The organism is Streptomyces sp. NPDC041784, from assembly GCF_055591025.1.
The window spans coordinates 1-12,950 of sequence record NZ_JBVJAB010000028.1; the positions used below are offsets into that span (position 1 = coordinate 1).

At 68.7% G+C, this 12,950-nt stretch carries 14 protein-coding genes and 2 pseudogenes; 11 read left to right on the forward strand and 5 right to left on the reverse strand.

From position 1 onward, the window contains the following. Positions 1-448: 448 nt before the first annotated feature. Positions 449-844, forward strand: a complete 396-nt coding sequence (locus tag ACZ6D7_RS38095; RefSeq protein WP_469501061.1) for a hypothetical protein — start codon at positions 449-451, stop codon at positions 842-844. 4 nt (positions 845-848) lie between these two features. Further along, the gene (locus tag ACZ6D7_RS38100) at positions 849-1,259 is read left to right on the forward strand and encodes an Imm10 family immunity protein (protein WP_469500918.1); all 411 of its coding nucleotides are present in this window, start codon (positions 849-851) and stop codon (positions 1,257-1,259) included. Between the two features lie 233 nt (positions 1,260-1,492). Here ACZ6D7_RS38100 and ACZ6D7_RS38105 read toward each other — a convergent pair. From ACZ6D7_RS38105 to ACZ6D7_RS38115, 3 genes and pseudogenes are all read right to left on the reverse strand, one after another. Next, positions 1,493-2,072: pseudogene (locus ACZ6D7_RS38105) on the reverse strand (transposase); the annotation flags it as partial. Beyond that, positions 2,014-2,523 carry a hypothetical protein gene (locus ACZ6D7_RS38110; RefSeq protein ID WP_469500920.1) on the reverse strand — a complete coding sequence of 170 codons (510 nt, stop codon included), beginning with the start codon at positions 2,521-2,523 and terminating at the stop codon, positions 2,014-2,016. The pseudogene ACZ6D7_RS38105 and the gene ACZ6D7_RS38110, both read right to left, overlap by 59 nt. 217 nt (positions 2,524-2,740) lie before the next feature. Further along, positions 2,741-3,109: a hypothetical protein gene (locus ACZ6D7_RS38115; RefSeq protein ID WP_469500921.1), complete on the reverse strand. Its 369-nt coding sequence runs from the start codon at positions 3,107-3,109 to the stop codon at positions 2,741-2,743. Between the two features lie 166 nt (positions 3,110-3,275). Here ACZ6D7_RS38115 and ACZ6D7_RS38120 point away from each other — a divergent pair, with 166 nt between their 5' ends. The 5 genes from ACZ6D7_RS38120 to ACZ6D7_RS38140 all read left to right on the forward strand — a co-directional run bounded on the left by ACZ6D7_RS38120 (position 3,276) and on the right by ACZ6D7_RS38140 (position 7,542). After that, positions 3,276-3,518, forward strand: a complete 243-nt coding sequence (locus tag ACZ6D7_RS38120) for a hypothetical protein (RefSeq protein ID WP_469500923.1) — start codon at positions 3,276-3,278, stop codon at positions 3,516-3,518. Between the two features lie 369 nt (positions 3,519-3,887). Continuing rightward, positions 3,888-4,484 carry a helix-turn-helix domain-containing protein gene (locus tag ACZ6D7_RS38125; protein ID WP_469500925.1) on the forward strand — a complete coding sequence of 199 codons (597 nt, stop codon included), beginning with the start codon at positions 3,888-3,890 and terminating at the stop codon, positions 4,482-4,484. Positions 4,485-4,509: 25 nt separating this feature from the next. Further along, the gene (locus ACZ6D7_RS38130) at positions 4,510-6,609 is read left to right on the forward strand and encodes a hypothetical protein (protein WP_469500927.1); all 2,100 of its coding nucleotides are present in this window, start codon (positions 4,510-4,512) and stop codon (positions 6,607-6,609) included. Next, positions 6,609-7,331 carry a helix-turn-helix domain containing protein gene (locus ACZ6D7_RS38135; protein WP_469501064.1) on the forward strand — a complete coding sequence of 241 codons (723 nt, stop codon included), beginning with the start codon at positions 6,609-6,611 and terminating at the stop codon, positions 7,329-7,331. The genes ACZ6D7_RS38130 and ACZ6D7_RS38135 overlap by 1 nt, the downstream gene beginning before the upstream one ends. Positions 7,332-7,407: 76 nt before the next feature. Further along, entirely contained in the window at positions 7,408-7,542 is a 135-nt protein-coding gene (locus ACZ6D7_RS38140; RefSeq protein ID WP_469500929.1) for a hypothetical protein, read from the forward strand. Positions 7,543-7,691: 149 nt separating this feature from the next. Here ACZ6D7_RS38140 and ACZ6D7_RS38145 read toward each other — a convergent pair whose 3' ends face one another. Both ACZ6D7_RS38145 and ACZ6D7_RS38150 read right to left on the reverse strand, forming a co-directional pair. Continuing rightward, positions 7,692-8,312: a hypothetical protein gene (locus tag ACZ6D7_RS38145; protein ID WP_469501067.1), complete on the reverse strand. Its 621-nt coding sequence runs from the start codon at positions 8,310-8,312 to the stop codon at positions 7,692-7,694. A gap of 207 nt (positions 8,313-8,519) precedes the next feature. Beyond that, the gene (locus ACZ6D7_RS38150) at positions 8,520-9,290 is read right to left on the reverse strand and encodes a hypothetical protein (protein WP_469500931.1); all 771 of its coding nucleotides are present in this window, start codon (positions 9,288-9,290) and stop codon (positions 8,520-8,522) included. A gap of 432 nt (positions 9,291-9,722) precedes the next feature. Between ACZ6D7_RS38150 and ACZ6D7_RS38155 the strand changes: the two genes are divergently transcribed. The 4 genes and pseudogenes from ACZ6D7_RS38155 (at position 9,723) to ACZ6D7_RS38170 (ending at position 12,946) form a co-directional block, all read left to right on the forward strand. Further along, entirely contained in the window at positions 9,723-9,986 is a 264-nt protein-coding gene (locus ACZ6D7_RS38155; protein ID WP_469500933.1) for a helix-turn-helix transcriptional regulator, read from the forward strand. 167 nt (positions 9,987-10,153) lie between these two features. Continuing rightward, entirely contained in the window at positions 10,154-11,002 is an 849-nt protein-coding gene (locus ACZ6D7_RS38160) for a DUF6083 domain-containing protein (RefSeq protein ID WP_469500935.1), read from the forward strand. Between the two features lie 2 nt (positions 11,003-11,004). Further along, positions 11,005-11,481: a hypothetical protein gene (locus ACZ6D7_RS38165; RefSeq protein WP_469500937.1), complete on the forward strand. Its 477-nt coding sequence runs from the start codon at positions 11,005-11,007 to the stop codon at positions 11,479-11,481. Beyond that, positions 11,478-12,946 (forward strand): annotated as a pseudogene (locus ACZ6D7_RS38170) (UvrD-helicase domain-containing protein). The gene ACZ6D7_RS38165 and the pseudogene ACZ6D7_RS38170 overlap by 4 nt, the downstream one beginning before the upstream one ends. The last annotated feature ends 4 nt before the right edge of the window (positions 12,947-12,950 follow it).

Genomic DNA, 12,950 nt, shown 5'->3' on the forward strand with positions numbered 1-12,950 from the left:
TCCACGGGCTCGACAGCCTCAGATCCGAACACGTTCTCACTGGTCATCGATGCATCTTCCATGATCGGGAGTTACACCGAACGTCTTACAGTCCCGCAACGGTGCCAGTTCCACCAGTGGAACTGGTAATGGTGCAAAGAGCGCTGATGGTTGCTCCTCCTGGGGATTTCTTTCCGGAGTTTGTTCAACAGTCGGAGAAACCTTCTACGGCATAGTGAGCAACGTTCCCCATACTGCAGAGTATTTCGGCTGGATTTTTGATAGCGACTGCCGGAATGGTGGTGAACCCGGAAGTCCCGGCTGTGACTATGGAGCGCAATTTGATAACTGGGTGGCAGGCTATGGCTATGATGTAAATAGCGATAACTATCGCGTTCCGAGTGCACTGGCGGCCATATTTTCCCATAGGCCCGTCTACGGATCGAAGAACAAGCCGTACACGGGTAGCATGGTAGGCCCTTCAAAGGGTGATAGCGCTAAGAAGCCTACTCGCTGGGCTGTAGTTGAGGTGCGCAACGCTAACGGCGAGTTGCAAAATACTTACATGCTTCGCAGCGGCAGTATGACTCCGGAGGAACATTCCCTCGGGTTTCCGAACAACGCGCAGGCGAGTCACACAGAATCTCGAGCTGGCCGTATGTCTGGTGGAAGCGCCACAGTTCCTGTGCCCAACGACCCATACGCAAACCTGGTTCCTGTCAACAAGGGTGATAAAGTGACGGTCTATGGCCTCGATGAGCCTTGCAGTCAATGCCAGGGGGCGATGAGTCGCGCCGCGACTGAGACGGGGACTAGATGGGTTTACCATTGGGGCGATGGTAATGTGTGGATGCCTAAGGAGTGAGTAGATGGTGGAGCGTCTCGATTGGGAAATTTCAGTAGCTTCTTCTGGTGAGAACCTTCCGGACTCATGTTTCATCGTCGGGATTGCTGCAGACGAGTATGGTGACGACGGAAACTTCATCTTCCAATGTAAATTGGAAGAGCCTGACGAGCAGGATCGAAGGCTTGGTATGGATTCTTACTGCGTCGTCAATGATGGAGGTAGAGTCCATTACGGAGGTGTCAGGAAGGTGACTATTTCGCCGGCGAAAATTCAGTTCTGCTTCTCGGATGAAGCGGCCGAGCGATTTAGCTTGACCGATCCTGAAATCGAAATCGGAATCACATCCGAGGTGGACGTCTCGGTCCTTCGGGATGGGCTCCTGCGGGTTCTTTCGTATGGAAATCCGGAGAAAATCCCGGAGATGAATTTTTAGCGGCACTTCGCAGCGTTTAGAAAGCGACTGGTCTGCTTGATCCGCCACATGACGTCCTGCATCGATACCTAGCCTCGAAGTTTCGTGACGGTCCGCCGACGGAGTCGGTGGACCGTTTTCGTGCCGTGGGCGAAGGCTGTGCAGGCCCAGGGCCCGAATGTCGCCTCGGGGCGGCGCCGGGTTCCACTGCTCCGAGCGTTGAGCTGCTGTCGTAGGGACGGGGAATCCGTTGGTCAGCCGGGGTTCGGCAGGAGTGCGAGCCGTTCGAGAGCTGTGGTGATGTGGCTGGTCCAGGGCCAGTGCCGGGCCAGGCGGAGGATCCGCCGACGGCCGGTGGTCACGAGTTGTCCCGCCGTGGTGAAAAGACGGAGCCGCAGTCGGCGGGGCTCCCAGAGCCTGGACTTGCCGGTCAGTGCGAGCATCGGCATCCAGGCCAGCAGGTCCAGTGCGATCTGCACGATCCCCAGTCAGATCCGGTTCTGGGCGGTGCGGTGCAAAGGGAGATTCCGCAGGCTGGTGGCCCGGGCGGCCCGGATACGGTCCTCGGCCCGGGCTCGCAGCCGGTGACGGAGCTCGAGCTCGGCGATCGGCCGGCCGGAGGTGTTGGTGGCGAAACAGGTCAGCCGCATGCCGTCCGCGTCCGTGAGTCTCAACTGTGCTCCAGGGCACCGGCCGTTCCTTCCGGACGATCAGCCGCATGCCCTTCGGCCAGCCGTCCAGGACATCGCCGGTGAGTTCGGCGACCCAGGCGCCGTCACGGATCTCGCCGTCGGCCTCGACGGCGGGCGTCCAGGCCGACGCCGGAACCTTCAGCCTGGAGGCCTTGGTGGGCGGCAGCCGACATCAGTACCGTGCCGCCGTGGCTGTGGGCGAAGGCCGCCTTCAGCCGGCCGCTGCCCTGTGGCCGGTCGACCCACCACCTCAGGGCCTTGCCGACGACGTATCGCTGGTGGTTACGGTCGTTCCCCGACCATTCGAAGCAGTCGTCCCCGTCGTAGAGGCTTCGCCCGACGTTTTCGTGCAGGAGGAAGTCGTGGAAGGTTTTCGTACCCTTTGGCCTCCACCATTGGCCGGTGGGCCCATGGTTCGCCCAGGTGCCGTGGATGATCACCGACTCTAGGGCTCCGCCGGTCGCGCCAGCCCCGCCAAGGGGCTGGGCATTCTGCGCGTCGGCGTCGGACGGGCCCGGCGCAGCGGGGGCTTCGGCATCGGCCGTCAGGGCCTCGTCTGCCTCTGCCAGGCGGGCCAGGGCGTTGCCGGCCATCACGCGGACGTCCTCGGAGTCGGAGGCGGTCCCAGTCTCCAAGGCGCTCATGAGGGCCTGATCGGCGCTGTCCGGCTGGCCCCGGGTCCCGCGGCGCGCGACCGGAAATCCCTGCCAGGTGAGTTCCGATGCGGCAGTGACCCGCAGTAGCTCGCCCTCGTGGACGGAGTGCAGCGCGGCGAGGAGAAAGGCAACGGCCGCGACCTGGTGGCTCCGCTCATCTCCTTACCGGCTCCGAGCCGCCCAGGTCCCTCCACAGGACCCTTCGGGCTTCTCTGTGATCAACGGCAGCCAGCGGCCCGGTCAGAGCACGAGCGATGGAGTCCCCGTACCGATCCCTCACATACACATCGCATTCGACTGGACTGACCCTTCTGTCGCCGAGCTCAGCCACGCGGGGGACTTCCAGCTCCGCCATCAGGCCGCGGTCCGACGCACCCTGCTCCGACACCAGGTCCCGGTGGCCGCTCAGCTGCGCCCCGATGCCGAGGACCTGCATGACCTGGGAGACAGTGTCGACATCAGGAGCGTTCGTACGCTCGAACGCGGACAAACCCGGCCGGGGGACTACCAAGTCATCGGGCACGAAGGCTCCTTGGAGAGTGGACTCCTGCGGAAGGCAAGTCTTCCGGAGGAAGGATCCCTGCACACGCTCTACGCGCCGCTGAGCACCCGGTCGGCCCTGCCGGCAGTTTCGTTAGATCCCGCTCGACCGCCCGGGTCGTCCTCGGCGCCGACCCGGACGCCCGGCCGTGTACGCGGAGGTGCAGGAGACCGGGACGGTGCCGCAGCACCGCACCGGCAACGCTCCCCGCGCGATGGCAGGTCTGCGGAACCTGGCCATCGGCGCCCTCCGGCTGACGGGCTACGACAACATCGCCCTGCACTCCGCCGCCACGCACGCGACACCACCCGACCGCTCACCGCCCTCGCCGCGGTTCGCGCGCCCCGGGCTGCCAGCGGTCCGGACTCCCCTCACAACCAGAGGACGGTAGCTGCCCGCTGGAGCGGGACGTTGTGGAACCGGTGGAGCGCCCGGCCTCAGCTGCTGCTGTTCGACCCCGCTGCCGGACCCCGGTGCGCGCCGCGGTCCGGCAGCGTGCACCCTCCCCGGCCGGGCCTGCCGGGTCCGGCAGCGCCGGTCCGGCCTCAACGGAGCCCTCTGGTGCGCCGACTCGGCCCGTCGTCAAGGTGCGCCCGGCTCTGCCGCTGCTCCATCCGTTCCGGTAGATCAGCCACGCCGCTGCCTCCAGCGGAAGGCCCCGTCCTGCAGGTGCGGAGTGCTCTTTGACGACCTTTCAATCCGCACACTAAAATGAGTCCCAAATCAGATATCAGAGTACGCATGGACGAAGGTGGTGTGCATGCTGTTGACGACCGGCCAGGCAGCCGAAGAACTCGGCTGCGCCATCACAACGTTCCGGCGCCTCGTCCAGGCCGAACTGCTCCCCGGACTCTCCCGCCGCGGAGTACGCGTCATGATCCCCCTCAGAGCCGTACAAGCCCTCAGCGCGCGCCACCACGCCCCCCTGCACCAGCTGGACACCCAAGAGATCGCCGTCCTGCGCGTCGACACCGCCCAGCCCGCCGACGACGCCGACCGCGACTGGATCGGCTTCGCCGCCACCCTCACCCCCGACAGCCTCCTGAAGGCACTGCGCGGCTGGTGGCGGTGCGACGCGGCGAGCGTCGCGGCCGGGGGAGTGCTGCCGGTCACCTTGTCCGGCTACGTGGTGGCCGTACTGACCGGGCTCGAACGCTGGGAGAAGAACACCGAGGGCCGTCACGCCTTCCCCGACGCCCGCCTGGCCGGCTACGTCACCGACCTGGCCACCCCGCACACAGTGATCACCTCCAGCATCGACGGTGACCGCCGACTCGCCGAGCTGCTGCTGGGCACCCGGCTCACCTCCCATTCGGGCGGAGCCATCGCCTACGTCTCCACGCCCTCCTCCGACTGAACCCGGCCCGGACAAGGAAGCCCCGATGGACGCACAGAGCTACAACACAGCGCTCACCGAGCTGCGCACCGTGCGGGACGCGATCAAGAAGGCGCGGACGGAGCTGGCGAAACTGGAAGCCGACCGCAACAAGAAGATCGTCCAGCTGGCCTCCCACGAAAAAGCCAAGGCAGAGCGGATCGCCCCTGCGGCCGGACTGGGTGTAGCCGACGTCGTCGCCCTCGCCCCCGCCCTGGCACCCGACAGCCTCGCCGGAAACGGCGCCCCGCAGCCGTCAGTCCCCGACCCGTCCCCGGCCCGGGCCGCTGCCGACCCCGCACCGCTCGCACCGCAGCCGGGAGCAGCCGCTCCCGCGATGACGGCCACTGCCGCGTTCTCCGCTCCGCCACCGCTCCCAGAGCGAGCTGCGGCCCCCGAACCGCCTGCAGCAATCGACGCCCCCCGGGATCTGCCCGCCATCCCTTCGGGCACCAGCGGCGACGCCTGGTTCGCCCACACCTCAGGCCTGGCCTCTACCCGGCCCAACTTCACCCAGCAGGCCCGCTCCACCGTCTTCCTCGACACCGACACAGGCGTCCTGGTCCACCGCAACCAAACCCACCAGCTCGACCTCGCCAGCCGCTCGGCCGCGGACATCCTCACCGCCGTCTTCCACACCGTTCCCGAAGGCGTGGAGCGCATCTACATCACCGCCGGCGACCCATGGCACCGCGACGCCGACCGCCACCCCTACCTGCGCGACGCCGTCGCCGCCTGGCTCAACGCGCCAGCCCCGGGCTGGCGCACCGACACCGGCCGCGGCCGCGACCGGATGGCCGGCCACTTCGTCCACGCCCGCAACCCCGTCGGCCGCTACCAGCGCGACCAAGGCGACAGCCACGCGGAGATCCGCTCGGTGGGGGAGTGGTTCGACACCGGCGGCGACGAACCGGCCACCGTCCGGGACGCGTTCGTGCTGCTGTGGCAGGCCCTGCGCCGCCACTGGCCCGATGCGGTCATCATGGGCTCCCCGTCACAGACCGGCCGCGACCTGTGGACCCGCACCATCCCCACCCGCGGCCAGTACGCCGACGGCTTCCCCGTCCTCTCGGAAGAACTGCGCGGCCTGCTCCACGCCACCGCAGGCCAGGGCCGCAACGAGCTCATCACCCCGCCCCGCGTGCCCGGACAACTGCCCCAACTCGTCGAATACGACCGCACGATCGCCTACGCCAAGCACACCTGGAAATCCCCCGTCGGCACACCCCGCCGCATCACCGCCGCGACCTTCTCCGCCTGGTCGGAGAAGGAACAGATGCGGGCCCTGTACGGGTGCGGGCACTGGCAGGTCCGCGTGACCGTCCCCGACACCTGGGACCACGTCGGCCTCCTCCCTGCTCCCGCCCCCGGCGACCGCGCCTGGCACTACCCGGCCATCCCCGGCACCACCTTCACCACCTGGGCCGGCGGCCCCGAAATCCACACCGCCCTGACCAACCCCATCACCCCGTGGAGAATTGAAATTCTCGACGGCATCCTGTGGGAGGACGGCAAACCCCTGGACGACTGGGCCAAGAAGCTCAAGGAGACCTGGACCAACCTCTCCGCCCAGGCCCACTTCCAGGGCGATGCCCAGCAGGCCCGCGCCGCCCACCTCGCCTCCCGCGCCGTGCGCTCCATCCTGCTGTACGGCATCGGCTCCTTCGCCCAGCGCCCCCGCATGGTCACCGGCACCACCCCCCGCACCATGGAGCGTGACGTCCCCCCGGACGCCGAGATCATCGGCTTCGACGACAACCTGATCACCTGGCAGAAGCCCACCGGCTTCAGCCGCGACCCCAACGCCCATCCCGAATGGGCCGCCGCCATCTGGTCCGGAGCCCGAGCCGCCCTCCTCACCCAGCGCCACCGCGACGACGACACCTACGCAGGTGCCCTGCACACCCCGCCCGGCACCGTCATCGCCTTCCGCACCGACGCCCTCTACCTCACCCAGCCCCACAACTGGCCCTACCACCACCAGCCCGGCGACTACCTCCTGCGCGGCCACCTGGGCGGCCCCGTCCCCGCGCCCACCACCGAAGAACAGCTCCTCGCCCTGCGCGATGCCGGACGCGCCGCCCTCACCGCCAGCCAGGAGGCATGATGCCGCCACGACGCCGCAGCAACCGCCCCCAGCCGCAACGCGAACTGAACGAGGCAGCCCGCCTCGCCGACCAACTCCAGCACGCCGGCTACACCAAACGCGATATCGCCCGCATCATTGACCGAGACCCGTCCCTGGTCTCGCAGTTCTACACAAAGAACAAAGGTGCGGCCTTCGTCAGCGCCCTGCGCGACGTACTCACCGCCGTCGAAGCCGGCGGCATCACCGACCTGCCCGAACTGACCGCGATCGCTGCTCGCCACATCACCCGCCGCACCACCTCCTCCGGCGCCCCCGCCCGGGTCCGCAGCAAAGCCGTCCTGATCACCCCCACCGGCACCGGCACCGGCCGCGTCGGCACCCAGGCCATCGCCTCCGGCTCCACCCGGCTGCGTCCTCTCATCGCCGAAGCCGCCTCCCATGGACTGCGCCTGGCCTTCACCGTCCGCCTTGCCAAGACCGCCTACGTCCATCCCTCCGGCAGCCGCACCGACTCACCCGGCATCCGCCGCGACGTCACCCAACGCGCAGACCACACAGAAGAACGCTCCTACGGCTCCGCCCAGACCGGAGGCTTCGACGCCGCCGACTTCGCCCGCCGCGTCGACGCAGCAGGCGGAGACGTCACCGCAGCCGTCCACCAATGGCTCACGGAAACAGGACGCATCCAGGCCGATGCCCAGATCATCCACCTCGAGGTTCGCACTTGGCGCCCCCGCTGATTGATGATGCTCTGGATCCACGCATCGCTCTTGGCGATGTTCCAGGGACCAGCGACGAGTCTGCTGTACCCATCGCATGCGGGTCCTGCGCTGGCGGCGCGGCTACAGCAGCACGGCTGCCGCAGCCGTGACGGGCCTGGACGCGAGCAAGGTCCGCTACCTGGTCCTGTCGGCGACAGCGGCCCGCCGCCACGCTGTACGTCATACCTGAGTCCCCGCGCAACTGTCCGCGCGGCCTGACGGACACGCCCGGCCTCGCCCCGGCAGATGCGACCACAGGCCTGCGGGACGGGCCCGGCCCATGCGACGCTCAGCCGCAGCAGCAGCGCATGATGCGGTCGACCAAGAGCGCTCGGGGCATCAGGCGGACTGCTGCGGTGTCTGCTCGCCGGCTTCGGGAGCCGCTGCCTCAGGGGCGGTGTAGAACACGGATGTGCCCTGCTTGGTGCGCTGAGCCTGGTTCTTGGCCACGAGCCCTTCCAGCGTCGTACGCACCACGGTGGTCTTCACTGCGCGCTCGGGATGCTGCTGTCCCAGCGCGGTGGTGACTTCGGCGGCCGAGCGAGGTTCGTCCTGGCCGGCCAGGTGTTCCCGCACGAGGTCCACCAGCTTGGGCAGAGCGGACTGAGGGGACGGCGCCGCGGCGGCGGTCTTCTTGCTGGCCCGCTTCTTCGCCGGGGCGGTCTTCTCGGTCTTCGTCTGCTTGGCCTCAACCGATGCTGCCGCGGCCTTCTTGCGAGGGGCGGGTACCGCCGTGACGGGCTCGGCCGCAGGCGCATCGGGCGCCGCCGGCACACCGAGAGCCTGCTGGAGGTTCACCAGGATGGTGTGATCGTGCCGCACGGCGGCCAGCTGCTGCTGCAGCGCTTCGATCTCACCGCTGAGACGTTCCTGCTCCTTGAGGTTGCGTTCCAGGTCGCCTGCCACCTGAGCGCTGTACTGGGAGGTCAACTCGGTCGTCTGGGCAGTGGTTTCGGACATGATGCTCACACCCTTCCTGGGTGACGCAGCCGATGGGCGGCAAGCCCGTGGCGTACGCGAAGTCGAAGGTTGATGCTGTCCCGCCTGCTGCCGTGGAGGTGGCGGCAGTTACTGACGCACATCCTTGTCGTAGCGATAGTACGGAAGACGGCCGCATAGCTCTCTGCCGTATGGCGAGTCGATGGACGGGTCTTGGCAGGGCAGTGGTCAGGGTGCAGGCCTGTGCGTGTGGCTGAGGGGGAGGCGGTGCTGCGGTGCGGGCTTCCAGTGCACTTCGTCGGTGTCCGGTTGATGGTGCCAGGCCGCCAGGGTGCGGCTTGCCACGAGCCGGTCGAGGAGTTCTCCCGTCTGCCGACGCGAGTGTCCGCACAGGCGGGCAACGACAGCCATGTCAGCAGCGGTGCCGGACAGGTCTGTGTGGGATGCCAGCACCAGGGCCGTCAGACGTTCTGCCGGTGCCGCCTCCGGCGGCGTGGCCAGGGGAGAGGGGTGCAGGGCCCAGTGGGCGGCACGTCGGCGAGCGCTGCGGCCTGGAGCCTGATCCAGGATGGCGTCGTCCAGCAGCCGGACCTGCATGAACGCCGCCCGGGTGGCGGGCAGGCCGAGCCAGCCGTCCCGGGCCAGCTCCTGCCACACCTCGGCGCGCCGGTGCAGGCGCATGCCGCGCAACAGGCCAGCCGGCAGCAGGGCGCAACCGTTGGTGTCGGCGCGCAGGGCGCATTGCAGGGCGAGCAGCCGGGCTGCTGGAGAAGTGACACAACCCAGCGCGGACGCGAGGTAGGTGAGCATCTCCCGCACACGCCGACACTCATCATGGAACTGCCGCCGCACCGGGGGAGGAGAAGCGGCGGGTCGGCGAGGGATGAGCACGGTGTCGGGCACGGCGGCGGTGCGACTGGTCGCCGCGGCACAGGCTTTGCACGCATCGGCCAGCCGCCAGATACGGCCGCTTCGGTCACGGGTGAGCGCGAGCAGCACCGGACCGGCGCACCCGCGGTGCCGCGGGTGCCATGTGCACCCCCGCTCGCGGCACTGGCAGATCCGCAGATGCCGGGGGATGGCGTCAGCGCGGGCATGGCAGGCCAGGTGCGCCAGCGCCGCGGACCGCGCGGAGGAGGCTGTGGGAAGGGGATGGGTGATGCAGTGCGGGCAGACCAGGCGGGGGCCGTCCGCCTGCGCACGCAGCTCCACCGTCCAGATACGCCGCACTGCCTGATGCGCGCCGCCAAGCCTCATCGGCTAGTCGTCCTCCTGTCTGTCTACGCCGCGATGACTGCTGCCCCGGCCGTGGGTGCCGGAGGCCTCCGCACGCTAGTGCAGAGCCCTGCACCGTAAACATCACCCCCACCCGGGCAGATAGTGCAGAAGTCTGCACTGACAGGGCAGGTGTCTGCACCGTCGGATGGTGGAGTGAGGATCTTGCCGCCCGACCCCGACTTCAACGCGCTGCGCATCGAACTCGCGCGCCTGCGGGGCGAACGCGGCTGGACATACGACCAACTCGCCGACCGCAGCGGCCTGGCCAGGCGCACCCTCATCGACCTCGAACACGGCCGCACCACCGGCAGCCTCACCACCTGGCACACCCTCGCCCACACCTTCGACGTCTCACTCGAGCACCTGCTGGGCAGCCTCTGCAGCGACCACACCCCACCCGGCACGCAAACTGCCTGAGCCCTCACGCGATCCGACGGACACGCATCGCAAATCACCCGGACCGGCGAGCGAAATGGAACGCATAACCGACACATAGTCCACGCGTTCGGTACGACTGGTCCGACCGGGCGACACACCCCCACACGCATTGCCTGTTCCCGCACCTCGCCTGGCACGGTCCCCGCATGCGACCCCACCACCCGGCCCACCACCACTGGGACGGCAGCCCCCGCACCCCGCACACCCGCCGCCCGCTGCGGGTATCCGCCACCAGCCCAAGCCGCCTGCTGCGCACCGGGCAAAGCGGCCACTGCCGCCGCTGCGGCAATCGCATCGACACGTACCAGCGCACCGACCAGCAGCCCGTCGCCCTGCATCCCGCTGAACTGGCCACGCACCAAGTCCCCGAACCCTGCCGCTGGCACCTGAGCGGAGGCATCGCCCACCCCCACAGCGACGGCAGCACCTGGTGCCGCATCTCCCACACCGTCATCTGCCCCCGCCACGCCCCGGCCCCGTACCTTGGGCCACACCTGGACACCCTGCGCCGCCGGCTCGCCCTGCGCACCCGCCGTCTCATCGACACCGGCGCCCTCACCCCGGTACCACCCGCCACCGTGCAACCGGACACAGTCACCACACCCCCCGCCCGCCCCATCGTCCAGCTGCTCCTGTGCCGCTACCTCGCCGGCAGCCCCGTCGACGCCATCCAATGTGTGGCCCAGACCCGCCGGCGCCACCGTTGCCCCCGCCCCGTACACGACCCGAGCCTCCCGGCCGGCCGCTGGAGGTTGTTGCCCATCGGCCCCCAGTACGGCCAACTCACCCTGCCCACGCAGCTGGCAGCCATCTACGATCTCGGCCACCTCCCCTACGCCGAACAACTGCGCTGGCGCACCCAGCGCTGCCCGGCCCACACAGCCGCCCCCGGCGCCGCCGACCTCGCCCTGACCGGATGGCATGTCTTCGACCCCCTCCTGCACGCAGCACACATCAACACCCGCCTCCCGCACCCCCTCAGCGGAAGGAGGTGACGATGCCGCACCACGCCCTGGAGATCGTCCTGACCCACCCCCTTGCCCCGGCAGCCCTGCACCGCGCCGCCCGAAGGCTGCCGCTCGCCGCCAACCACGACGCCACCCGCCTCATGGCTCTTGTGCCCGCCAAGACCCCCCACCGAGCCGCCCGTCGGCTGCGCCACCGGCTCGGCGAGCAGCTGCCCATCGACGTGATCACCACGCACTACCCCGACACCGACAACAAGGTGCTGCTCAACGTCGCCTTCCCGCCCACCGTGCACGCCGCTCTCGCAGCCGCAGCCCGCCGCGAGGGCCAGAGCCCCGAACATGTGATGGAACTGGCCGTACACCGGGCCCTGGCCGAACACGCCGACCAGGAAACCCACCGCCTCGACCACGAGGTCCGCCAACTGTTGGCCCACACCACACCCGCCTACCTGCTGTCCGCCGTCGGGCACGTGCTCACCCGCCTCCCCGAAAGCCCCACCCCATGAAGCCCACCGATGAACAGACGGCAGCCGCCGACGCCTTCCACGCCGGCCACCACCTGGCCCTGCAAGCCGGCGCTGGCACCGGAAAAACCACCACCCTCGCCCTCCTCGCCCGCGCCACCCAACGCCGCGGCCGCTACCTCGCCTACAACCGCGCCATCGCCCAGGACGCTGCCACCCGCTTCCCCCGCAACGTGCTGTGCAAGACCGCCCACGCCCTCGCCTACGCGGCCGTCGGACACCGCTACACCCGCCGCCTGGGCGCTCCCCGCCGCCCGGCCTGGCAGACCGGACAAGCCCTGGGCATCACCAAAGCCATCCACATCAGCGAGCGCGAGGTGACACAGAAAGCCCTCTCCAACGCCACCCTGCACACCCTCACCTGCTTCTGCCACACCGCCGACGAAGCCATCACCCCGCACCACGTGCCCCGCCTGCGCGGCCTGGAAGACGCCGACCTCCACACCCAACTCGCCACCCACATCGTGCCGTTCGCCTGCAAAGCCTGGGCCGACCTGCAACATCCCGACGACGGCGCCGTCCGCTTCGACCACGACCACTACCTCAAGATCTGGGCCTCACCCGACCACGCATCGACGCCGACTTCCTGCTGCTGGACGAAGCCCAGGACACCAACCCCGCCGTCGAACAGATCTTCCTCAACCAGCGCGACCACGCCCAACTGGTCATGGTCGGCGACTCCGCCCAGGCCATCTACCACTGGCGCGGCGCCAAAGACGTCATGACCGGCTTCGACGGCAACCAGCTGACCCTGTCACAGTCCTTCCGCTTCGGCCCCGACCTTGCCGCGGAAGCCAACCGCTGGCTCCACCTGGCCGACGCCCCGATCCGCCTCACCGGCACCCCCGCCCTGGTCACCGAACTCGGCCCCGTCACCCACCCCGACGCGGTCCTGTGCCGCACCAACGTCGGCGCCATGGCCCAGGTCATGACCCTCATGAACACCGGACACCAAGTGGCCCTGGCCGGGGGAGGGGACAGCCTGCACGCTCTGGCTCTTGCAGCCCGCGACCTCAAGGAGGGCCGCCGCACCCACCACCCCGAACTGATCCTCTTCCCCACCTGGGGCGACCTGCAGGACTACGCCGCCCATGACCCGGCCGGACGCGACCTCCAGCCCCTGGTCAGCCTCGTCGACACCCATGGCACCGACGCCATTCTTACTGCCGTCGCTCGGCTCGTCCCTGAACTGCACGCCCAGGTCACCGTCTCCACCGCCCACAAGGCCAAGGGGCGGGAATGGCCCCGCGTACTCGTCGCGGACGACTTCGCCCGTGCCAAGGACAACCACGCCGGCACTCAGACGGCCGCCCCGCCACCCCCCGACCCTATCGATGATGCTGAAGCCCGCCTGGCCTACGTGGCCGTCACCCGGACCCGCCAACGCCTCGACCTGGGAGGCCTGTCCTGGATCCACGACCACCCAGACGGCAATCCTGTTCCGTAGCCCG